This window comes from Halobacillus naozhouensis (assembly GCF_029714185.1).
GTDB classification, from domain to species: Bacteria; Bacillota; Bacilli; order Bacillales; family Halobacillaceae; genus Halobacillus_A; species Halobacillus_A naozhouensis.
Window position 1 is genome coordinate 1742035 of the sequence record NZ_CP121671.1, and the last position, 20893, is coordinate 1762927.

General features: G+C 37.5%; 27 protein-coding genes and 1 pseudogene. 25 read left to right on the top strand and 3 right to left on the bottom strand.

The features are described from left to right. Positions 1-335: 335 nt before the first annotated feature. Positions 336-929, top strand: a complete 594-nt coding sequence (locus P9989_RS09130) for an LPXTG cell wall anchor domain-containing protein (RefSeq protein ID WP_283078455.1) — start codon at positions 336-338, stop codon at positions 927-929. Positions 930-945: 16 nt separating this feature from the next. After that, the gene (locus tag P9989_RS09135) at positions 946-1563 is read left to right on the top strand and encodes a class D sortase (protein WP_283078456.1); all 618 of its coding nucleotides are present in this window, start codon (positions 946-948) and stop codon (positions 1561-1563) included. A gap of 260 nt (positions 1564-1823) precedes the next feature. Here the strand turns inward: P9989_RS09135 and P9989_RS09140 are convergent, their stop codons facing one another. Continuing rightward, positions 1824-1970 carry a hypothetical protein gene (locus tag P9989_RS09140; RefSeq protein WP_283078457.1) on the bottom strand — a complete coding sequence of 49 codons (147 nt, stop codon included), beginning with the start codon at positions 1968-1970 and terminating at the stop codon, positions 1824-1826. A gap of 747 nt (positions 1971-2717) precedes the next feature. On the opposite strand from P9989_RS09140, the gene ltrA reads away from it, so the two are divergent. The 19 genes and pseudogenes from ltrA (at position 2718) to P9989_RS09230 (ending at position 16029) form a co-directional block, all read left to right on the top strand. After that, complete coding sequence (gene ltrA, locus P9989_RS09145) at positions 2718-4532, top strand: group II intron reverse transcriptase/maturase (RefSeq protein WP_283075615.1); 1815 nt, start codon at positions 2718-2720, stop codon at positions 4530-4532. 307 nt (positions 4533-4839) lie between these two features. Next, entirely contained in the window at positions 4840-5031 is a 192-nt protein-coding gene (locus P9989_RS09150) for a hypothetical protein (protein ID WP_283078458.1), read from the top strand. A 338-nt stretch (positions 5032-5369) separates the two neighbouring features. Continuing rightward, complete coding sequence (locus P9989_RS09155; protein ID WP_283078459.1) at positions 5370-5795, top strand: ester cyclase; 426 nt, start codon at positions 5370-5372, stop codon at positions 5793-5795. Between the two features lie 58 nt (positions 5796-5853). Further along, a pseudogene (locus tag P9989_RS09160) lies at positions 5854-6197 on the top strand (DNA alkylation repair protein); the annotation flags it as partial. A gap of 417 nt (positions 6198-6614) precedes the next feature. Next, positions 6615-6803, top strand: a complete 189-nt coding sequence (locus P9989_RS09165) for a hypothetical protein (protein ID WP_283078460.1) — start codon at positions 6615-6617, stop codon at positions 6801-6803. 221 nt (positions 6804-7024) lie between these two features. Beyond that, positions 7025-7345 (top strand): hypothetical protein, encoded by a 321-nt coding sequence (locus tag P9989_RS09170; protein WP_283078461.1) that lies wholly within the window; start codon positions 7025-7027, stop codon positions 7343-7345. Positions 7346-7493: 148 nt separating this feature from the next. Then, positions 7494-8240 (top strand): aminoglycoside adenylyltransferase domain-containing protein, encoded by a 747-nt coding sequence (locus P9989_RS09175; RefSeq protein ID WP_283078462.1) that lies wholly within the window; start codon positions 7494-7496, stop codon positions 8238-8240. Between the two features lie 93 nt (positions 8241-8333). After that, on the top strand, positions 8334-8645 hold the full coding sequence (locus P9989_RS09180; RefSeq protein WP_283078463.1) for a nucleotidyltransferase family protein: 312 nt from the start codon (positions 8334-8336) through the stop codon (positions 8643-8645). Between the two features lie 158 nt (positions 8646-8803). Further along, positions 8804-9043: a hypothetical protein gene (locus P9989_RS09185; protein ID WP_283078464.1), complete on the top strand. Its 240-nt coding sequence runs from the start codon at positions 8804-8806 to the stop codon at positions 9041-9043. Positions 9044-9215: 172 nt separating this feature from the next. Next, positions 9216-9461 carry a hypothetical protein gene (locus P9989_RS09190; RefSeq protein WP_283078465.1) on the top strand — a complete coding sequence of 82 codons (246 nt, stop codon included), beginning with the start codon at positions 9216-9218 and terminating at the stop codon, positions 9459-9461. 91 nt (positions 9462-9552) lie between these two features. After that, entirely contained in the window at positions 9553-9948 is a 396-nt protein-coding gene (locus P9989_RS21675; protein WP_428841954.1) for a VanZ family protein, read from the top strand. Between the two features lie 193 nt (positions 9949-10141). Next, a complete protein-coding gene (locus P9989_RS09195) occupies positions 10142-10321 on the top strand; it encodes a hypothetical protein (RefSeq protein WP_283078466.1) in 180 nt (59 codons plus the stop codon). Further along, the gene (locus P9989_RS09200) at positions 10287-10859 is read left to right on the top strand and encodes a hypothetical protein (protein WP_283078467.1); all 573 of its coding nucleotides are present in this window, start codon (positions 10287-10289) and stop codon (positions 10857-10859) included. Before P9989_RS09195 ends, P9989_RS09200 begins: the two co-directional genes overlap by 35 nt. Before the next feature lie 638 nt (positions 10860-11497). Then, positions 11498-11683 (top strand): hypothetical protein, encoded by a 186-nt coding sequence (locus P9989_RS09205; protein ID WP_283079023.1) that lies wholly within the window; start codon positions 11498-11500, stop codon positions 11681-11683. 572 nt (positions 11684-12255) lie between these two features. Next, complete coding sequence (locus P9989_RS09210; RefSeq protein ID WP_283078468.1) at positions 12256-12870, top strand: hypothetical protein; 615 nt, start codon at positions 12256-12258, stop codon at positions 12868-12870. Between the two features lie 246 nt (positions 12871-13116). After that, entirely contained in the window at positions 13117-13497 is a 381-nt protein-coding gene (locus P9989_RS09215; protein WP_283078469.1) for a MarR family winged helix-turn-helix transcriptional regulator, read from the top strand. Beyond that, positions 13494-13901: a rhodanese-like domain-containing protein gene (locus P9989_RS09220; RefSeq protein ID WP_283078470.1), complete on the top strand. Its 408-nt coding sequence runs from the start codon at positions 13494-13496 to the stop codon at positions 13899-13901. Before P9989_RS09215 ends, P9989_RS09220 begins: the two co-directional genes overlap by 4 nt. Before the next feature lie 236 nt (positions 13902-14137). Next, complete coding sequence (locus P9989_RS09225) at positions 14138-15010, top strand: ABC transporter permease subunit (RefSeq protein ID WP_283078471.1); 873 nt, start codon at positions 14138-14140, stop codon at positions 15008-15010. Continuing rightward, positions 15007-16029 (top strand): ABC transporter permease subunit, encoded by a 1023-nt coding sequence (locus P9989_RS09230; protein WP_283078472.1) that lies wholly within the window; start codon positions 15007-15009, stop codon positions 16027-16029. Before P9989_RS09225 ends, P9989_RS09230 begins: the two co-directional genes overlap by 4 nt. A 750-nt stretch (positions 16030-16779) precedes the next feature. On the opposite strand, the gene P9989_RS09235 is transcribed toward P9989_RS09230, so the two are convergent. Continuing rightward, entirely contained in the window at positions 16780-17286 is a 507-nt protein-coding gene (locus tag P9989_RS09235; RefSeq protein WP_283078473.1) for a hypothetical protein, read from the bottom strand. Between the two features lie 310 nt (positions 17287-17596). Between P9989_RS09235 and P9989_RS09240 the strand changes: the two genes are divergently transcribed. From P9989_RS09240 to P9989_RS09250, 3 genes are all read left to right on the top strand, one after another. After that, positions 17597-17776 carry a hypothetical protein gene (locus P9989_RS09240; RefSeq protein WP_283078474.1) on the top strand — a complete coding sequence of 60 codons (180 nt, stop codon included), beginning with the start codon at positions 17597-17599 and terminating at the stop codon, positions 17774-17776. A 245-nt stretch (positions 17777-18021) separates the two neighbouring features. Continuing rightward, positions 18022-18384 (top strand): hypothetical protein, encoded by a 363-nt coding sequence (locus P9989_RS09245; RefSeq protein ID WP_283078475.1) that lies wholly within the window; start codon positions 18022-18024, stop codon positions 18382-18384. Positions 18385-18499: 115 nt separating this feature from the next. Next, entirely contained in the window at positions 18500-18628 is a 129-nt protein-coding gene (locus P9989_RS09250) for a hypothetical protein (RefSeq protein WP_283078476.1), read from the top strand. Positions 18629-18929: 301 nt separating this feature from the next. Here the strand turns inward: P9989_RS09250 and P9989_RS09255 are convergent, their stop codons facing one another. After that, positions 18930-19082, bottom strand: a complete 153-nt coding sequence (locus P9989_RS09255; protein ID WP_283078477.1) for a hypothetical protein — start codon at positions 19080-19082, stop codon at positions 18930-18932. A gap of 59 nt (positions 19083-19141) precedes the next feature. On the opposite strand from P9989_RS09255, the gene P9989_RS09260 reads away from it, so the two are divergent. Beyond that, a complete protein-coding gene (locus tag P9989_RS09260; protein WP_283078478.1) occupies positions 19142-20683 on the top strand; it encodes a multicopper oxidase family protein in 1542 nt (513 codons plus the stop codon). The last annotated feature ends 210 nt before the right edge of the window (positions 20684-20893 follow it).

Here is a 20893-nt window from a genome sequence, read left to right on the forward strand (position 1 = left end):
ATCGGACGCGTTTATCAAATAACGGTCCTACTGATTAGGGCCAGATAAATGGAGTAACTTCTTGTGACACATATGAAAATTTGAAATAATCCCGTCGTTGTCCATGAAATCATCGATATGGCAAAACAATCTTTATCAAAGGAAGATTGCTTTCTACAGTAACAATGGACAGCTTAATACCCTATTCAATAAGCCCTTGCCAGTCAAGGCTTATTTGTTTGTTGCAAACTTATATCAATTCCATTAAAAAAATTACGAAAAATTCACAAAAATATGTTTAATTACCATTAATATCCGGAACACAATTAATGTAACTACTTTAAGGAGGTTTTAATTTGTTGAAAAGATTTTCTGTAGTAGTAGTAGTAATGTTTTTGGTGGCGCTTACAGGGCTACATAATCCTGTCTTTGCGGACAATCACGGGGAGCCACCTGTCAAAGAGTTGGAGCAGCAGTTCAATGATTTGATTGATTTAGAGACTACTGAGGATGGCGAAGTAAAGAAATATGATTCCAGGGACAGGTTAGAAGAAGAAATGAAGAGTATCATGGTTTGGCCGCTGGCAGACCATTACTTGGATACCTATTTCGAAGAACGAGATGGAAAGTTATACCTGAAAGAAATGGACGGCCCTGTTCAGTTGAAAACGGATCAAGATTATACATTGGAAAAGGTCAGCGCTGATAAGTACAAACTGACCCAGCATGGAGAAAATCAACTGCGAGACGAATACACATTGACAATCACTTACAGCTATGAAGCTGGCAAATGGGTTTTCGGTGACCGTATGAACCATGTAGCTTCTTCCGAAACCGGTGGGGAGTTACCTGATACGGCTACTTCTTTTCCAATCGTAATGGTTTCTGGTGGTGCTGTTATGGCACTCGGCGCTCTTCTCCTTATCTTCAGAAGAAAACCCACTGTTTAAATATGGGTGGATGCACATGAAGAAAATCGGTATTTTGTTATTGCTCACAGGAATAATGATGATAGCTTGGAGCGGCTATTCCTGGTGGGAACAGACCAAGGCAGTCACCAGCAATGCGGAGGAACTTCACATGGTGTACGAGAATTGGGATGATACCGCATATCAGCAACAGCTAAAATCCATCGATGACAAGCAAAGGTCCCATACCAAGTCTTATCAGCACGGAGAAAGTGTCGGAGAGTTGGAGATTCCTCGTATAGGCAGCCAATATGATGTTTACTGGGGAACAGGTGCTGATACGCTTAAACAAGGAGTGGGTATGTATGACAGTAAATGGACTGTCAAACCGGACACCCCTGGCCATGTGGTTCTCTCTGGTCATCGCGACACGGTGTTCAGACAACTCGATAAAGTGAAAGTAGGGGACCATCTTTATGTAATTTATGAAGAGAAAACGTACGACTATCAGATTCGTAAAACGTGGATAACGGACGAAAAAGATCGTTCTGTCATCGTTGATAAAAACAAGCCGACACTTACCTTGACTACGTGTTATCCCTTCGATTTTGTCGGTTATGCACCTGATCGTTATATTGTCCAGGCAGAATTAGTCTCTGTGGACAAAAATGGCTAAGCACCAACAAGGCGCTGCTGTTGCAGCGCCTTTTTTTATTCATACCGTGAATTTATTAAATTGCTCAATCAAAGTTTTCTTGTCTATTTTCCCTACGTCTGTTTTCGGCAGCTCATCGATGATACAAAATTACATCGGCACCTTATAACCAGCCAGATGCTCCCCGCAAAAGGTTTTCAAACCAGAGGTTGTAAGCGTGACTTTTCTGTTTCAATGAAACAAAAGCAACCACGCTCCCCCCCATTTATCATTCGGAACTCCTACCATGCCGCTTCATTAACTTGTGGGTTTTCTCCAAGACGATGTTCAATTTCCAATGGATAGACATCTCTCCTCCAGCAGGGATTAGTCGAAATAATCGAAGTAATCAACATCCACCGACCTTGCTCGTTCACAAAGATCTCCATTTAGTTAAATTGCTGAGTTAGTCTTCAAGAAAAGGGCAGTGCGCGACAAGTTCTGCTATAAACGCCTTTCGCCGTGAAAAAGCAGGAAGTTTAAACAATTAAATTTCAACTTTACAACGGAGGATGGGAATGACGGATCCATGTTTCCTGAAACCATCCCGTCAATACTCCTGCATGCGTTATAATTGATAGGTTATAGGGTATGAAGCACAGGTAGATTAGGTAGAACGAAGGCTGTAGCCATTCAATAAGAAAAGGTATGCCAACGGATATGCCTCACGGCTGAAAAACTAGATACGGTGAGAATCGTTCCTTGAGATAGGAACTGACGAACCTCCGAAAGTAAGGGTCTAAATTTTCAACGTAGGGAAACTTACGTGTCATCTTACGATGACGTGAGTGGTGTGGAGTAAAACTGCGCCCTCTGAAATACGCTATACCGAACCATGGCGGTATCCAGCTCACAGGCTTAAAGGAAGCACCTATGTTTAGTATGGAAAGCTACGTTGTAAGGTACTTGGAAAGCAAGGGACGTTGAAACAAGGGCTGTCACCCGAAACGGTTGCTATAAAGCTCCATGCTGAAAAGTATTTGTCCTTGTGAGGGTAGGGGAGTGACTGGAATCTCCTGTAATGGGAGTGGAGGAACAGCCCCAAGTCTAATGAATGAAACGATTATTTTCCGTAAGTGAATGGCACCGATCGGGTAGGAACGTGGGAACATCACTCCATAAGGAGGGATGCCACAGTGCCAACGTTGCGAAACTGGGATTATTATCATATGACGGAGACGTTTACAGACCTACATGAAAAAGCGAGTCAAGGATACAAGTTTTCTCATCTTTATGACACGATCATTTCGAGAGAAAACATCCTGCTCGCTTTTCGCATGATTAAAACCAACAAAGGGTCCAAAACGCCAGGTACCGATGGAAAAACCATCGATGACATGAAAGAGCTATCGGAAAACAATCTCGTAAACGAAGTAAGAACCAAACTAAGAAACTATCACCCGAAGAAAGTTCGAAGAGAATGGATTGAAAAAGAGAACGGTAAATGGAGACCTCTTGGGATTCCATGTATCTTGGATAGAATCATCCAACAGAGCTTCAAACAAGTTCTCGAACCGATTGTTGAGTCTCAATTCTTCAAACATAGTTACGGGTTCAGACCTCTCCGGTCTGCTCATCATGCTATGGCAAGGATACAATACTTAATTAACCAAGCGCAATTTCATTTTGTCGTCGATGTAGATATTAAAAGTTTCTTTGATAATGTGAATCACTCATTACTAAATAAACAGCTTTGGAATATGGGTATTCGAGACCGAAAGGTTCTCGCTTGTATAGCTAAAATGATCAAGTCCGAAATCGATGGAGAAGGTGTGCCTGTGAAAGGATCACCACAAGGTGGTATTCTATCACCTTTACTCTCTAATGTGGTTCTAAATGACTTAGATCAATGGGTTGCAGGACAATGGGAGGTCTTTCCTCTTACAAAAACCTACAGTTCAGATGATGCTAAAAGGCGAGCTAGAAAACAAACAAACTTGAAGCAAGGATACTTGATTAGGTACGCCGATGATTTTAAAATTCTATGCCGAGATGGAAAGACAGCTCAACGGTGGTACCATGCGGTACGTCTTTACCTCAAAGAGCGTTTAAAGTTGGACATCTCTCCAGAGAAATCTCAAATTGTAAACTTGAGAAAACGAGAATCAGAGTTCTTAGGTTTCACCATTCGTGCGAATAAAAAGGGGAAGAAACGAGTGGCCCATACAGGGGTCATTTCCTCAAAAAGAAGGAAAATCAAACAGGAAGCTAAGAAGCTCATTCGAACAATAAAAGCTTCCCCTTCTGCTGGAAATATTCAACGTTATAATAGTTTCGTTTTGGGTATTCATCATTACTTCAAACGAGCGACTCATGTAAGCCTTGCGTTCTCACGTCTTGCTTTCGATCTTAAACCATTTCTAGTGAACCGTCTTCGACCGGTTGGAAAACTAGAACATCCTTTTCAGCCACCACCTTTTTATAAGAAGAACTTTAGCTTAGGAACGAAGACTATCAACATTAGAGGGATGTACCTTTTTCCTATTGGTAATGTTAAAACATTCCATAAGATGAACTTCAGTCCAAAGCTTTCGCTTTACACAAAGAGAGGTAGAGAACAAATTTATAAAAAGTTACGACCGGATATACAACAAGAAGTCGGTTATTTAATGAAAGCTTCTCTACCGAATCGGAGTATAGAATATCTTGATAATCGAATAAGTCGGTACAGTATGAAGATGGGTAAATGTGAAATTACAGGCGAGTATTTACATGCTTCAGATGTTCATTGTCATCATTATGTACCCAAGAGTTTTGGAGGAACGGATAAGTTTCAAAACCTCCGCATTCTCCATAAAGATGTCCACCGGCTCATACACATTAGAGATATCGAGCGAATCAATTTTTATCTTGAAAAGATTCCACAAAACCAACGAATTCTAGATAAAATTAACCAATACCGAAAGGTATGTGGGATGGAAGGGATCAAGCGATCCAGTCTCGAAGAGTAACAAGGAACTTATAATTTAGTACATATCATTAGATGGAACGCCGAATGCTGGGAAACTAGCACGTTCGGTGCGGAGCAGGGGAAAAGCCGGAGATAACTTCAAACGCTTACCTATTGCTAACTCTGTTGAATATAATTTGAGATAATAGAGTTTTATGGAACTATAAAATCACTGTTTCGTATATGTAGTATAAGATTTTTATTAGTTTCGGGGGATTTACATTAAGAGCTAGTTCTTGATATCAAATATTCTAAATAAGGGGACGATTACCTAGAAAGGTAGTCGTCCTTACTTAAAGGAGGAAGGTATGAGTAAGTCAAAATACATTAAATGGATAGGTTTAATTCTGATGATCGCGGGGGGATTGACTTATTGGTTATCGAAATTTAATGATTTAGGTCCTTTATGGACCAATGCATCTTTAATCTCTATAGCCTTGGGTGCTGTTATTATGGCTACGGGTGTTATTTTAGATAAACAAGTTAATAAAAGTAAATAAAGTTACTCAACAAAAATATAGGAAATAAATTAATAAATTCAGACTAGAGGCTTATCTGGAACGGAACATCGGAGAAGGCTGCACACCCTAAGACAGTCTTAAGCAAAAACGCTCCGTTTGATCATCCAGAGCTATTTTATAAGAGAGGACTTTAATATTTATGGGCGAGTTTGTTAAACAAGGCGTCTTTCTCAATTGGCGATTGATAAAAGGAAGGGATTTAAAAGAAACAAGTAGAAATACTGATGTATGTATACAACGAAATGAAAGTTTCAACATAAACTCAGGCTGATAGTTTGAGTTGTTTGAAATAAAAGGTATTTAAGGGGGATTACGATTTGGCTATTCTTGACGAGAAGCAAATTTATAACTTATGGGTAAAAGCTTGGAATGATGATGTTTCTGTACTTGATAATATAACAGATCCACATTGCCTGGTTCATCAAGTGAGAACTGACGGAAGGACTTCGGATGAACGGAAGGGTGCCCACGCCTTAAAGGGAATCATTACGGATGGTTGTGCATTTTTTAATAACGTTAAAATGACAATAGAAGTTGGTCCTATCGTAGACAGGCCGTACGTTTCAGCGCGTTGGAAGTTTACAGGAGTCTACAATGGAGGTATGCCAGGTGCTAAGGCAGAGATGGGGAAAAAGATAAGCTTTAACGGTACAGATATTTTTCTTGTACAAGAAGGTAAAATAAAAGACTATTGGGTATCCTCCGACGGCATATACCTTATGGAGCAACTAGGAGTGTTTTAAGAGAAACCAAGGAATTCTAAAAAAACTTTAATTTATAGAGGGAGGGAACTACAAAACTATGGATTTTGAAACAGTTATGCGGGAGCTTGAAGCCTTGGGCAAGGAAAGAACAAAAAAATGAACCTATCCAATGGAGCACACGACCCGCTTTTTGGCGTGGCTACAGGTGCTATGAAACCAATCGCAAAGAGAATAAATCAACGTTTAGCAGAAGAGCTTTATGCTATAGGTAACTATGATGCAATGTACTTTGCAGGGATTGTTGCAGACCCAAAAGCCATTACAGAGTCAGATTTTGATCGCTGGATGGATGCAGCATATTTTTATATGCTGTCCGATTATGTGGTCGCAGTAACATTATCTGAGTCAAGTATTGCACAAGACGTTGCCGATAAATGGCTAGGATTCAAACGCAAATATGTAAGATGTTAAAATTAGCTTCACATCGGAGTGTTGGTCCAAGGAGGATTGACGCTCTTTTTGTTGGAGTTACTGAACGAACGAAGCAGGTAAAAGTGATTAGGCTGTAACCCCATTTATACTTTGTTTGGATTAGTTCTAATAGGGATATATTTGATTTTACCAAACTGGATATTGTTATTGTGCATATTTGCCAGGGTTTTGGCTTTTTAATCGTCAGCTCCAACTGGAAGAAACATCCTTGAAAAAGAGATACGGTTTGTAGAAAAGAGACTGTCTTTCTCGTAATAAAAACTAAATGATTGAAATAGACGGATTCTGTTAGGAGTAGTATTGTTTCATAAGTGAAACCGATTTGAATTTCAACCGTATGTAAGTGGTAATAAGGGGGGCATTTTTATGGAAGATAAGAACTTTTTTTACATACTAGGTGGCGTTTCATACGTTTCTTGGCCGCTCTATTTCCTTCTTTACTCATCGGAATATACTACTCAAAAGATTATTGAAGGTATTACGTTTATCTCCGTGGTAATGATTATTTACTTTGCAATTACAGTATTCTACTTTCGCCAAAAAGACGAGGACTAATAGTTTTTCTGGTTTTAGTTCTTAATAAGAATAGGGCAGACTTTAATAATCAAAGTTATTGTGTTAAAGGGTGTGTTTATCGAATAACGTGTCCTTCTGTATAGGGCTATATTCTAGAATTGGTATTGTAGAAAAAGGTGTAATTTTGAAATGGTTGGTATTCAGCAATCGGGCGGAATTGCTAAAACAGCATGAAGAAAAATAAAATGGGGGGTTAAAAAATGATTGGTTTTGGTTGGCTTAATTCCGGCAGTCTCGTGCTTGGAATAATTGCTTGGATACTTCCTGTTGTTAGTCTAATAGGAGATAAAAAGCATATCCAAAAGAATTGGTTTACTCTTTCCATTATGAGCATCAGTGCTTGTGCTATTTCGCTATGTTTCCAGATTTTCTATATCTATCATAAAGTAAGTATTGAGGATTGGTCTGCTCTAATGGATACAATGGGTGCTGTGGCGTTCGTCTCAGCAGTCCTTCTCATCATTACCATCCTATTAAATGCAATTACTCTGATTGTATATCGTGACAGAACAGCAAAGTAGGATGTTAAGTTGCCGTTTCACATTATCATGTATGGAAAATTGTGAAGGGGTGTAAAATTAATAAAAAGCTAATACGCTCTGGAGGACATATATGGTTTGTAGTTGGAAAACTTGCTCTTCTGATATCAAAAATTTTGTTTTTCATCTATTGGATGAAATTAAGGGAGTTATAGATGACGATTTTATTGGATTTTATATTCATGGTTCCTTGGCAATGGGAGGATTTAATCCGAAAAGCAGTGATATAGATGTTTTGGTAGTTACGAATGAAACAATGATTATTGAAACCAAGGAAAGGCTAGTAAAGTTATTTTTAAATTGCTCCAATGATCCATTTCCGGTTGAGATAAGTTTTGTGAATAAAGAACAACTAAAAAATTGGGAGCATCCCTTCCCATTCGATTTTCACTTTAGTGAATTTTGGAGAAGACGGTATGAAAGGGATTTGTCACAGGAGAAATATCAATACATAAACGCCGGGAAGGGAAAAGATCCAGACCTAGCTGCTCACATCACTATAACAACACACCGAGGAATCTGTTTAGAGGGCCCGCCTATTCATACTATATTTCCGACAGTCCCACGTTCCCACTATATATCCTCCATTATAGGAGATTACCGAAGTTGTATTGAGGAAATTCAGAAGGACCCAATATATTGTGTATTAAATATAGTTAGGGTTTATTGGTATCTAAAAGATGGAAAAATATCATCAAAGCAAGAGGCAGGGAATTGGGGCAAAACGTCACTGTCTGAACAGGTTAACTTAACCGTTCACAAAGCAGTTCATAGTTATGTGGATGGCAAGGGAACTTACGAATTTGATAAGGATGAACTTTTGATTTTTAGAAATGTTATGAGCAGGAAAATACAAGAGCAAATCAATTTCACATGATAATATAGCTTTCTAGTTATTCAATACAAGGGTTCATTCCGGAATAAAGGGTCTGTGCCTCTCTTGCATAAAACGGAAAAAAGCTGAAAATTGATGAAATCGATTTTCAGCTTTTCCTTTATAAAAGAACAGAAAGATATACAAATGGTAATTGATCCGAAGGGGGCTAAAAAGAATATTATGAAGGATATAGAAAAAATACTGTTTGACATCACGCTATATATCAAAGAGAAATATGACTGCCATACGGTACTCTTATACGGTTCTTATGTAACAGGAGACTACACAAGTGAGAGTGACATTGATCTAATCGGTTTTACCAATTCAACGGAACAGTATAACGAAGTCGATCTTTTTAATGGAAAGCAGTTAGACGTTTGGATTCATCCGACCAATGATATGTAAAATCACGAGCAATTTTTGAAACTACATCAAGCAGAAATTTTGCTTGATGAAGAAGATAAGGCTAGTCCCTTTATGGAAAAATTCAGTATTTATTTGGAGAAGGACCTGAGGAACTATCCTCTAATGAGAAGGAATTTCTAAGGACCTGGCTTCAGAAGATGGAAAAGAGGTCTAGAAAAGGAGATCTTGAGGGGAATTACCGTTTCCACTGGATGTTAAAAGATAGCCTGGAAATTTATTTTGAACTTAAGGGTCATTGGTATTTAGGTCCTAAGAAGTCATTTCGTTGGCTCAAACAGAATGATCCTGAGGGTTATCACCTTATTCGAATGGTGTTGAATGAACCGAATGTAGGTGATCATGTAGCGAAATGGATCAACTACATAACAAGAAAGTAGCGTTATCAAATACTATATTTTTATCTTGATATGAATTTTGCCGGAAAAAGTGCGCGTTTATCGAATAACGTGCCCTTTTTATATTTAAGGGCACTATTCCTGAATAAGGGGTTGGAATAAATAGGAATGATTTAATATTATTGGACATCTTCTTATAAGGAGGTGGGTTTAAATGAAGAAAATTTTAGGAAGGTGGACTGTTGAATTAGCAAAAATTTATTATGAGGGTTTAAGGGAAAAGGATACAACTGTAAGACTCCATAGTAACGAATATGATGTACAAAATTTCCCAAAGTTACTGATTCACATAGATGTGATTTCGGATAGCCAAGAAGACAGTGAAGATATAGAGAAAACGGTTAAAGAAATTGGACAGTTAGCAAAAGTAAAATCACTGTTACAGAAGGATGAGTCTTGATGTTTGTAAGAGAATTTGGGGAGTGAGAGTAATTAGAACGATTATAGTAAAACCAAAAAAGGCATTTTTTGCAATTTTAGGATTAATATATATGATCTTTCTGGCAATATCATTCTTTTCCGAGGTAGGCAATTTTTCAAGGTTAAGGACCCCCTTTTTTTTAGGGGATGGGCCCAATAACAATTACATCCCCTTTAGCACCATATCAACCTATATCCTTAATTTTAATCATTATAATTTGAGTACGTGGCTTTTTAATATGTTTGGAAATGTATTGATATTTCTGCCTCTAGGAATTATAGCTCCAGTCCTTTTTAATAGTATGTATCGCTACAAACATATCATATATATTGCTGTATCAATAAGAGTTGTGATTGAGATATTACAATATCAAACTTCATTAGGTGTATTTGATATAGATGATCTAATTTTAAGTTTAACAGGGGGGATAATGGGGTTTTGTTTATATATGAAATTTCTTAAATAATTGAGCTTTGTTTATAAGGGTGAGAACTTGCAACGGTTTCACTGAATTCGCAGATTATTGTTTTAGAACTACAAATGATTTCTTTACCCAACAGGACCGACTAAACGGTCCTGTTAATTTTTTTAAAAAGATTGCAACTTTTTTAAATTATAATCGTCACTTTAATGCCGGAGATATTGTGGGGAGTTTAAAAATGCATAAGATCAATCCATTAGAACTCATTGAAGAAATTTATAAAAAGCATTATGTTTATTTAAGAAATTTCTTAATTGGATTAACGAAAAATGATGAGGTTGCGGATGACATTATTCAGGGCGGCAGGAAAGGGGAGAGTGAACATGAAAACCGTAAAAGTACCTGTTTTTTTTCATGAATTGTTTGGTAAGCGAATTGCTCTGTTGGATCTGTGGCTCACGATTTTGTTTTGTATAGGGATGACAGTTTTGCTATTAACTCTTACCTACTCCGATTGGCAGGATCTTGCCATTTGGCGAGTCGTTATACTTATCGTTTTCATTGTAGATATTACGGGCGGTGTGATTGCCAACTTTTCATTTTCGACCAATTTCCACTATAAAACAAATGCTCGAGGGCGGCTGGTTTTCATTGCGATTCATGTACAGCCCATTATTTTTGCCTGGTTGTTTGGTGGTTACTACGGGGCCAGCCTCATTGTATGGGGCTACACAATCATATCGGCACTTATTGTTAACGCCCTCATTCAATACCCAGGCCAACGTATGATTGGCGTGTTTTTAGCCGTTTCAGGTGTGAGTTTGCTTTTGTTGTTCGCGGATATCCCACAAATGTTAATGGCTATTTTTTCTTTATATATGTTTAAGGTCATTTTCGGTTTTGCTGTTGACCATGATCTCAATAGGGAAGGAGTAGTGAGACATCTCCGTTCTTAAACTATTGAAATTGAAACTATATTGGTGATATTTACGTAACCATAATGTGGGGATGAAAATTTTCTATCTATTAATTGAAGAGGTGAGTGAGTTGAATCGAAATTGTCCAAAGTGTGAGGGCCATATGGTTGAATGTTATGTAGATCAAGGGGCGAAGGGAATTTTAGTTAAGAACTCTATTGGGGATAAGATATTTGGAAACAAGAAAAATACTCGAGTGAACCCCAATATCTGTAGCAATTGTGGTTTTGTTGAATGGTATGCAGAGGAACCCCAAAAGTTAAGATAAAGCAAGTGATTGTAAGGGAGGTTGATTTCTTGAGTTCTGGAAACAGTCCAGGTATATATAGTTGCGGAGAATAAGCTTATCTGTAGATTTAGAGCAAAAGGAGAATTGGATGTTTTTAATCTTACTCATTATATTAGCTACTGTTCTAGGTTGCCTGATCATGATGGCTGGTCCCTATTTTGGAGGGATTATTGCATTTGGAATAATTGCTGGATGTCTAGTTAGGGCGTTGTATTATTTAAACGAGATCGCTACCAAATTAGGTAGCAATGAATGAAATACATACTGGAATATTGAGAGTCTAACTAACATTGAAACAAAGGAAAATTGTGATTGCGTGGTGATTTGATTGAGAAATTGGATGAATGGCTTGTATGCTGTTCTTTTAGGATTAGTGTCGATATTCACAGGGGAAATCGTTACATTTATTATGCTGGGGTTTATTTTGATAGCACTTCAAAACATCCATTCGACGTTAAAAGAACTGCTTCAAGTTAATAAACATAAAAGGAACAACGATACTATTGATAAATAAGGAACAAGGGGAGAGGTATGGTGGGTAAAAAAGGTTAAGTGACAATGATTTAGCTTGCCCTTTTATCTTTGCCATTCGGGTTTTTTGTCGCATTTTCTCTTGTGAATTTTTTTTGGACTTTGATCTCCCTGTATGGGTTCTTCTGTGGATTATTCCCATTGCATTAATTGCAGGTGTGGTTTTTAGACTTATAGAAGAAACCTTTAGAAAGTTGTTAGGCGAAAATAATAAAGACGTAAAGTTTAGCTATATATTTGTACTTGGGGTTGTTGTGGGGGGCGCAGTCTCATTCATTAGTATAGCTTAGTTTGTAGAGGGGTGAAAAAAAAGGAGAGTTTTTCATTGATTGTATTATGGCTGCTTTACTCTAATAAATACATTTAGACCTATGTTCATTTAAAGGGACACGGTTGCTGTTTGAGTGATCGGGTGCTTTCCTTGAATCAAAGTAAGCGTCAATTCTAATTAAATAGTCCAGATTGAAAAGAAGCAGCGGACCTTTTTACGGAAAAGGCGAGTTAGTGTAACTAGAAAAAAATCACCAAAATATTTTAATACTGGAGGTTTGAAATATGAAACGGATGCCATTTGAACCACCAACAGAGTACTACGATGAACGAATTGAAACTATCGATGAAAAAATATGTGATTTAATAGAGCAAAGGAAGGATCTTTCTAATAATAATCCAGGCTTTCCAAATAAGAAGCTCATCAATGCTTGGGCTAAAAGATATAACTTATTTGAAGATTTTTTAAATAGGTTATTTGTACATTTTTTAAACGAAGAGAATTTTAGACCTGTTATAGAACCTAAGGGATTTCTTAAAAATATCCCTATATTAAAATCATTTGAAAAAGATGATAGGTTTTACTCGGTAACATTTGTACGTCAATTCGAAAATGCCAGTGTCGTTCATTTTACCATTGATAGAGATGCTTCCGATGAAATGCCTGGAGGGCTTAGGGAACATACTTTTTTTGAACTTTCCATAGCTGGAACAGGGGAAGATTATGATTGTCGAAACGAAGGAGGAGGAGGTTCTAACGGACATACATCATTCACATTTATTGTATCGCCGTCTTTACCCGACGACATTTCTGAGATTGTATTCGTGTTTAAAGAGTATAAAGCTTCATTCAAAGCAAAACCAACGGGGGTTGAATTTTTCATAAAAGTGGAAAACTAATTACTTCTGCAGCAATAATATATTGCGTTATCCTGAAATCGATTGTCCTGCATAAGGGCGCATATCCGAAATAAGGATCTGCGCTTTTTTGCATGAAAAAGCCATATTATGAGTGAAAGGAAAAGGGAGGTTGATTTTCTAATTTAATCAGTTAAACTGATAATATAATTAACTGATAAAGGGGTGGTGACTATTCTGTTCCTTAAAAAGTCATATGGTTTTTTGCTTGCGAAGGTGGAAGAGGAGATGGAATCACGATTTATAGAGAAACTCTCACCTTTGAAATTGACTGCCAGACAATTTGGAGTTCTTCAATACCTGGAGGAGCACCCTCATTCTTCACAAAAACAAGTGGGTGAAGCTCTACAAATCGACCGTACAACAATGGTTTCACATATTGATTACCTTGAAGAAATACAATATGCTCAGCGAGTTAAGAATCCAAAGGATAGGAGATCCTTTGTGTTAAAGATCTCAAAACTAGGTCAAGAAAAGTTGAGATTAGGACGAAGCCATCTCGAAAACACTGAGATGGATGTCCTTTCAGGTCTTACTGATAAAGAACAAAAAGAGTTAAAATCTATTTTATTAAGAGTTTGGTCAACCATACAAGGGGAGGAAAAATGATGGAGCGCATTGAGTACTTTAAAGCAAGATTGGAAGCAAACATCAGTCCAATGGAATATCGCAGGGCAAAGGAAGAAAATCCAGAGGGTTATTTGTTGGTAGATGTGAGAGTAGGGCCGGAAGAAATCAAGAAAGAGAAGTTAGAGGGAGCAATGGTCATCCCATTGACTGAATTACAAGAAAGAATGTCGGAGCTACCTAAGAAAAAAACCATTATACTATATTGTTGGGACACCTGGTGCACACTTGCATCAAAAGCAGCTGTTCTGTTGCTGGAGAATGATTATGATGCAAAAGAACTTTATGGAGGATTAGCAGCGTGGAGAACGCTTGATTTTCCGACACTACCATTACCAGAAATAACCTCGTCATCCACTGAAAGAAGTTTAGATTGCGAATGTTAACTGTTTGTCAGCAATCAAACCAATTGATTATCCAAACAAAAAGAAAAATCCTTACAATAACGATATTGCTTAATAAGCTAAAGTGGCGCAATTCTTGATTAAGAATTGCGCTTTTTATTTTATCTTAAGATAAAATTAGCAACTATATTTATAAAGAGGGTGTTTTCCAAAAATAGGGTAGTACACCGGTCACATTTCCTATAATATGAAAATAAAGGGGAAAAGGAGAGATCATTTTGAGATGGAAATCCTATTTATTAAGTGAAACTTTGAAACCCTTCTTTTTAATAGTTGGCATATTTTTAATTAGTATTTCACCTCTATTTATGTCGGTAGAAGGATTTGAATGGCCTGGATTTGAAACAATTGGTAGCATCTTTGGGCAAATGATGCGCCCGGAGTCGCTAGTCTATATAAACCCAACCTCTGGGGTGGAAAGAAGTCTATTTACCATTATATTTAAGGCCTTTGCAAGTTCTTTGAGAGTATTGGGAATGGCTCTTATTGTTTCTTTCTTCTTTGCTCTTCTTGGAACGATTATTTTATGGCGTGCTCCGAAGAGGGTTTATAAAGTATGTTTATCATCATCTTCTTTCCTGCAAAGTATTCCAGATGTTGTTTTCGTCGTTGCCTCTCAGATGTTTCTTGTATGGTTATATTTTCGGACAGGGACGACCTTTATAAAGCTTGCAGGAGCCGGTGAAGAAGAAGCTATTTTAGCACCTGCATTAGTTTTAGCAATCCTTCCAACGATGTATTTTCTCCAATCCATGCTGGAACTTGTTGAAGAGGAGAGGAAAGAGCCCTACTATGAACTTGCTACAAGCAAAGGACTAACCAAATCATTTATTTTGCTTAAACATATTTTGCGGAACATGTTTGTTCGGCTTGCCTACCAAGCGAAATTCCTAATTAGCATTATGATAAGTAATTTACTCATCGTTGAATACCTTTTTGAGAATCTTGGGATGACTTCCTTTTTGCTTACTTATTCTCAACCACCTGTATTTTTTGTTACAGCTTTATTGTTCTTCGGACCTATCTATTTGTTTTTAAAAGTTATTGAACTGTCTTTGTACTTCTTCACAAGACAGGAGGTCTCTCTTTGATTAAAAAATTAGGTAAACAGCCTTTGTTCCTTTTGGGGATTGGTTTTTTATTTCTCATGTTAGCTGGTAGTTTTGTGCATGCAGTTTTTTTTGATTCCCATGTTCCTAAAACTCCATTTTTATATAACGATAATAATAAATTAGTGGGTGCACCATTTGCTCCTTTTGACCATTCCATATTAGGCACAGATATGAATGGTAATCACTTGATTTATTACATTTTACAGGGGGCAAAGTTTACGATCTTAGGAGCCTTTTCTATAGGGATCATTAGTTTTACTCTTGCTTTCCTAATTGGGATTCCCCTTGGGTTCAGGTTTAAAAGGAGGTCTAAAATTGTAGAAAACACAATTTCCGTTTTATATTTCGTTCCTGCTTCCTTGATTGCTTACAATTTTCTCAGACCATTGTTATGGGAACCTATGTCTGGATTTCCAACAAGCCTCGCTTTTCGATTAGGAGTAGAAATGTTGGTTCTCAGTATTTTATTGGTACCACCCGCAGCTATTCTCATAGCGAATGAGACAAGTGTTATTTTAAAGAGGGAATATGTCACAACCAGTAAGGTTCTAGGGGGAAGACCATACCACCTGTATCGTCGTCATCTTATCCCCCATATCAAAGGGAACCTAGTTACAATATTTAAGAGACAAACCATCCAAGCTATCCTTGTTATGAGCCACCTGGGTGTATTTGAACTCTTTTTTGGTGGAACTAATGTAGAGTACGGATTGGGCGCTGGTCCACCAACTCCAATCACTTTTGAATGGGCATCCATGGTAGGCATGTACTATGATACATTGCAAACAAACGTTCAATGGTTAGTAGGTGTACCATTAGCTTTTCTGGTGTTATTTATCATTGCCTTGATGGGTATGAGTCGTGGCGTTAAGAATGTTATGAAGCTTGATGAGCGATCCGTTTACTTAAAGGAAAAAAGAGAGGTGGAAGGAACTGAGAGGACTTCAACAAATTTAGGAACAACGGATTTTATAATGGATAAAGATTCATCTAAATAAAAGGATTTTAGTAAAAGTGTAAGTTTACTTTAAAAAGTAATCCATTTTGAGGTCACTCCGAGCTACGTGGAAAAATAGGACATAGATTTACATAATAAATGTCTGGAGTATCGCCAACGTTTTTAAGGAAACAGGCTCGATTGCTGAATAATCATATATGGAAAATATAGTTATTTATGTTAATGTTGAGGGAAGGAATCTTACGAAGATTAATGGGCTGTCGGATTTTTAGCTGGATTGTTTATCTATAAAAATTTTCACCCTAAACTTTTCCTTTTTATCTCTATCGTTGTCACGTGGGGTGCTATACCATATGGAGTAGAAATTGGGAAAAACCTAACTACATAATTATTCCTACACCATATAAAGGTAGTACCGATTTACTTTTTAGGTATAGCTTTAGAACCGTTTCAGACAGTCTTCCATCATCGGGATATAGAAAGGGCGGTATATATGAGGAAGATAAAAACAATTTTTTTGACTAACACTATTGTAACCGGGTTGGTCGCTATATTTATTTCTAATTTTATTTATTTCAATCGTTAACACATGGCTATCAATCCCAGTTGGGATACAGATTAGCTTTAACATAGCCACATAACTATTCCTATACCAATATAAAACGTATTTTCCATTATTCTTTGCGCAATTTTTATACGCATTTAATCATCAATTTAACGAGTTGTTCGAGAATAAATTCCTCTAGCATTTAAAGAGCCCAAGTTCTCGACTAGGACTCTGTTCTTGCCTTTACTTTTCATTTATTTTTAATATAAAAGCCTTTGAGATAGATCCAACAAATTCATCCCCATTATACCAAGTGGCAGACAATAAATAAAATTTTTTTGCGCCTCCTTCGTGGAGTGGGATTTTATTACCTTCGAGACTATGATCTTCTAGACTTGCACCTTGTAATTCCATTTCTTGAACAAAATAGCCCATTTTTGTTGGCTTTGGACCATCTACTTTAATTGATATATCTTTTCCTACTGTAACATTAGTGGGATGAAGATCATTTGTGATCTTAAGTAAATTAACGTCCCCAACCTTTGCCGACTGTTCAGTGCAATTTTCTACCCAACATTCTTTTACCACTTTGGCTGTAATCTCTTTATCTCCTTGACTCAAGGTAATGTCGGGTTTTTCCTCATACTTTTCTTTCTCTTCATTTGTATTGGAACCATTTGAAGCATTAGGATCACTGGATTGACAAGCAGTTAAAAACAGAATAAGTAATCCAAAGATCAGTTTTTTCATTATGTACTCTCCTCATTGTATTTTAGTCAATTTACATCATAATACTTAGTGTCACAAACTTAAAGTTACTAAGACTAAGTAAGTTGAACTGGAAACTAGTTAATGGTGAGGTTATCAATGGCGCCCACGGAGCGAGTATAAATAGAACCGATGTATTAGGTCAATAAAACTAAGTATATAAGGGATATGCTGATAATCGCAATAATGAAGTGGATGTATATGGGAAGTTAAAAAGTTGGGTTTGGATCAAATAAAATCAAAATATTGTTATTCAGTTAGAGTGAAATCTGAACTTTTGAGGTGAAATTCAATGGGATATATATTATTAACTGGTATTTTGGCAATTGCAGTATGCTTACTTACAATTAAGGGTTTCAAAAGAGAAAGCATTTTATTGAAAATATTCCACGTAGGGGCTTTAGTGGTGGGAGTTTTATTAGTAATATTAGCGATTATTGGAATAGTAGCCCTTGGGGAAAACATAACTTAACCAAAAAAAATCATATTACTTTTTCATTTGTAAACTTATGATAGCAGGTAATTAATTGAAACTAAAGTCAACAGGATAATGTTGGCTTTTTTATATTTTAAATATGGAATAGGAGTAAATATAACTCCATTCAAGTCTTCTACATTAGGGACAGTTTGTGGAATATGCATTTTAAAGAAAGAAGAATCCCTGGATTCCATTTTGTGTTAAAATAGAACTCATATAACAGCCAAAGGAGTGGTGGTATGACACTTTCATCTATATTGGGAGTATTTGTAGGGGTGATTGCACTCTTCATGTTTGTTATCCCAACCTTTCTAGTTGTTAAAAGAAACGGTAAGGGACCAACTCCCCTTAAAATTTCATATGGCATTTTGGGATTATTGGTAATTAATTGGCTCTTCTTTTTGACGGGCGCTTACTCGTTATTACCTGTGAACGTTGCAGACTTAATATTCGTTCCTGTATGGTTGGTGCTTTGTTTGATCGGGGTAATTGCTGCAGTTAATGAATTTAGAAATAACAAGGCTTTCGCAATACCAGTTGCAGGTTTAACAACAATTAGTTTCTTATTCAGTTTATTTGCTAGTGGCATCTCGCAAATGTAAACGTTACCTTTTTGATGGTAATTTGAATTTGTTGTAATAACACTTATTTTTAGAGAAAAATTTCACTTAACCAAGTATATATTCCACAACTTATTTGAAAGGTGGTTCTCTTACCATGAACGCGATAATTGCTATATTGATGATTGTAGCACCAGCCCTTTTCCTTATTAGCTGGGGCAAGTCAGGATATGATTGGGGTACAACTGAAGAAGATCGAAAAAATGGAGAAAAAGAACACACTTAGTTTATTGCTCCTAGCTTATTAAAGGATGGGTGCTAGAGTCAAACAATTAGGGATTGTTTCCTGCAGTCCATTTTTTTCTGGTCTTTAATTCACTATAGGGTAATGTTGATCAAGTTAAATTGGAAATATAATCGAATTCCTATTGAGCTAAGGCTTCTTCAAAAATAGGTTGGTGCTATAGCTTGCGAAACCATTGGAAGAACGATCCAGTTCCAATTCCACTTACAAATGCTTTATCGATATCATTAACTTCCACAAGCGCTTTATCTCTGAATTTTAATCAATCATTAATAAATAGCCCTCATCCCACAATCGTTTCTAAGCAGGTCAACACTTTGTTTTGTCGTCCTAGTGCGGGCGCAGACATCGTATTCCATGCATTCAGAATATATACGACAAATGCTCTGCGAAGTGCTCGGGCGTGGATCATCCCATGTTCTTTCCATTTATGCATAACAATTCTTCCCCTAAAACATCTACTATTAAAAACGTACATTAAAGGGGATGAACAGCTTGAACAATAAACTGGAAAAGTTTGTTGATGCCTTGCCAATACCTGAAACACTAAAACCGTCGCGAAAAAATAAGAACGAAGCATATTATGAAGTCCAGATGACAGAATTCCGCCAAAAGCTGCATCGTGATTTAAGGCCAACACGATTATGGGGCTACAACGGACAATTTCCTGGTCCCGTTATTGATGTTAATCGCGGGGAACCAATTCATGTAAAATGGAAAAATAAACTACCGGATAAACATTTTCTCCCTATTGATAAGTCCTTTCACGATCTTGCCAAACTTCCGGAAGTCCGCACCGTTACACATTTGCATGGAGGCGAATCACAACCAGAAAGTGATGGATATCCGGAAGCGTGGTATACAAGAAATTTCAGATACACAGGTCCGCAATTTAAAACCAAAGTCTATCATTATTCTAATCATCAGCAAGGCGCCACACTTTGGTACCATGACCATGCAATGGGAATAACAAGGCTTAACGTCTATGCCGGCCTGGCAGGTATATACATTATCAGGGATGAACAAGAGGAAAGGCTTAAGCTTCCCTCAGGAGAATATGAGATCCCGCTTATTATGATGGACCGATCATTCAACGACGATGGCGAACTGTTCTATCCGCCACAGCCGGATGATCCACAGGAAAACTGGCCAAACCCATCCATCAGACCTTTTTTTATTGGGGAAACAAATGTTGTTAACGGGAAAATATGGCCTTATGTAGAAGTCGAACCGCGAAAGTACCGGTTCCGTATCCTAAATGCTGCCAACACCCGTGCTTATCAGCTCTTTTTGGACTCCGGTCAGTCATTTTATCAAATCGGCTCTGACGGCGGTTTAATGCGGAGAACAGTCAAGCTGGACAATTTAGCGGTTGAACCGGCCGAACGCTTCGATGTCATCATTGATTTTTCCAAGCATGAAGGAGAAACCGTTACACTGAAAAATGACCTTGGCCAAGATGCTAACCCTGATGACCAAACAGATGATGTCATGCAATTCAAAGTGACTCTTCCTTTAACATCAATGGACAGGAGCAGGATCCCCCGGTATTTAAAACGGATTCCTTCACTCAGTGAAAACAAGGTAAAACGCATCCGGAATCTGAAACTGATTGGCTCTACCGACAAACTCGGCCGTCCACTATTATTGCTTGACAACAAAAAGTGGATGGACCCTGTCACAGAAACTCCCGAACTAGGCTCAACGGAAGTCTGGTCATTCGTTAACTGCACCAACTTTACTCATCCCATCCATATTCATTTGATTCAATTCCAAGTGGTCGACAGACAGCCATTTGACCTTGATCGATATAGTGAGGAAGGGTCAATTATCTTTACGGGATCCGCAAAACCACCTCATCCGAATGAAAAAAGCTGGAAAGACACAGTAGCAGCTCCAGCAGGAGAAATAACGCGCGTCATTGCCAGATTCGGTCCATTCTCCGGTGATTATGTATGGCACTGTCATATACTTGAGCATGAAGATTATGACATGATGCGGCCTATGAGGGTGATCGATACAGATAAGCGGGAATAGGGGAAGTGTAAACCAAACTGTGTAGTGAGGAAGTATATGATCGCAGGAGGTTTGCTTGGTTATCTAGTGTGGCAATTTAACAAAAAGCAATATCCCGATATGTAAATAACTAGCCATCTTCCTTTAAAGGGACGCGTTTATCGAATAACGCACCAGGGGGTGGTTTTATTTTTGATTTCAAAGTGGTTTTTGATTGGATGAATAGTTAAT

Coding starts and splice junctions, on each gene's coding strand:
- P9989_RS09135 (WP_283078456.1), top strand. CDS start 946: ATGAAGAAAATCGGTATTTTGTTATTGCTCACAGGAATAATGATGATA.
- P9989_RS09140 (WP_283078457.1), bottom strand. CDS start 1,970: ATGGAGATCTTTGTGAACGAGCAAGGTCGGTGGATGTTGATTACTTCG.
- P9989_RS09150 (WP_283078458.1), top strand. CDS start 4,840: ATGAGTAAGTCAAAATACATTAAATGGATAGGTTTAATTCTGATGATC.
- P9989_RS09165 (WP_283078460.1), top strand. CDS start 6,615: ATGGAAGATAAGAACTTTTTTTACATACTAGGTGGCGTTTCATACGTT.
- P9989_RS09170 (WP_283078461.1), top strand. CDS start 7,025: ATGATTGGTTTTGGTTGGCTTAATTCCGGCAGTCTCGTGCTTGGAATA.
- P9989_RS09180 (WP_283078463.1), top strand. CDS start 8,334: ATGAAATCGATTTTCAGCTTTTCCTTTATAAAAGAACAGAAAGATATA.
- P9989_RS09185 (WP_283078464.1), top strand. CDS start 8,804: ATGGAAAAGAGGTCTAGAAAAGGAGATCTTGAGGGGAATTACCGTTTC.
- P9989_RS09190 (WP_283078465.1), top strand. CDS start 9,216: ATGAAGAAAATTTTAGGAAGGTGGACTGTTGAATTAGCAAAAATTTAT.
- P9989_RS21675 (WP_428841954.1), top strand. CDS start 9,553: ATGATCTTTCTGGCAATATCATTCTTTTCCGAGGTAGGCAATTTTTCA.
- P9989_RS09195 (WP_283078466.1), top strand. CDS start 10,142: ATGCATAAGATCAATCCATTAGAACTCATTGAAGAAATTTATAAAAAG.
- P9989_RS09200 (WP_283078467.1), top strand. CDS start 10,287: ATGAAAACCGTAAAAGTACCTGTTTTTTTTCATGAATTGTTTGGTAAG.
- P9989_RS09210 (WP_283078468.1), top strand. CDS start 12,256: ATGAAACGGATGCCATTTGAACCACCAACAGAGTACTACGATGAACGA.
- P9989_RS09215 (WP_283078469.1), top strand. CDS start 13,117: ATGGAATCACGATTTATAGAGAAACTCTCACCTTTGAAATTGACTGCC.
- P9989_RS09220 (WP_283078470.1), top strand. CDS start 13,494: ATGATGGAGCGCATTGAGTACTTTAAAGCAAGATTGGAAGCAAACATC.
- P9989_RS09235 (WP_283078473.1), bottom strand. CDS start 17,286: ATGAAAAAACTGATCTTTGGATTACTTATTCTGTTTTTAACTGCTTGT.
- P9989_RS09240 (WP_283078474.1), top strand. CDS start 17,597: ATGGGATATATATTATTAACTGGTATTTTGGCAATTGCAGTATGCTTA.
- P9989_RS09245 (WP_283078475.1), top strand. CDS start 18,022: ATGACACTTTCATCTATATTGGGAGTATTTGTAGGGGTGATTGCACTC.
- P9989_RS09250 (WP_283078476.1), top strand. CDS start 18,500: ATGAACGCGATAATTGCTATATTGATGATTGTAGCACCAGCCCTTTTC.
- P9989_RS09255 (WP_283078477.1), bottom strand. CDS start 19,082: ATGCATAAATGGAAAGAACATGGGATGATCCACGCCCGAGCACTTCGC.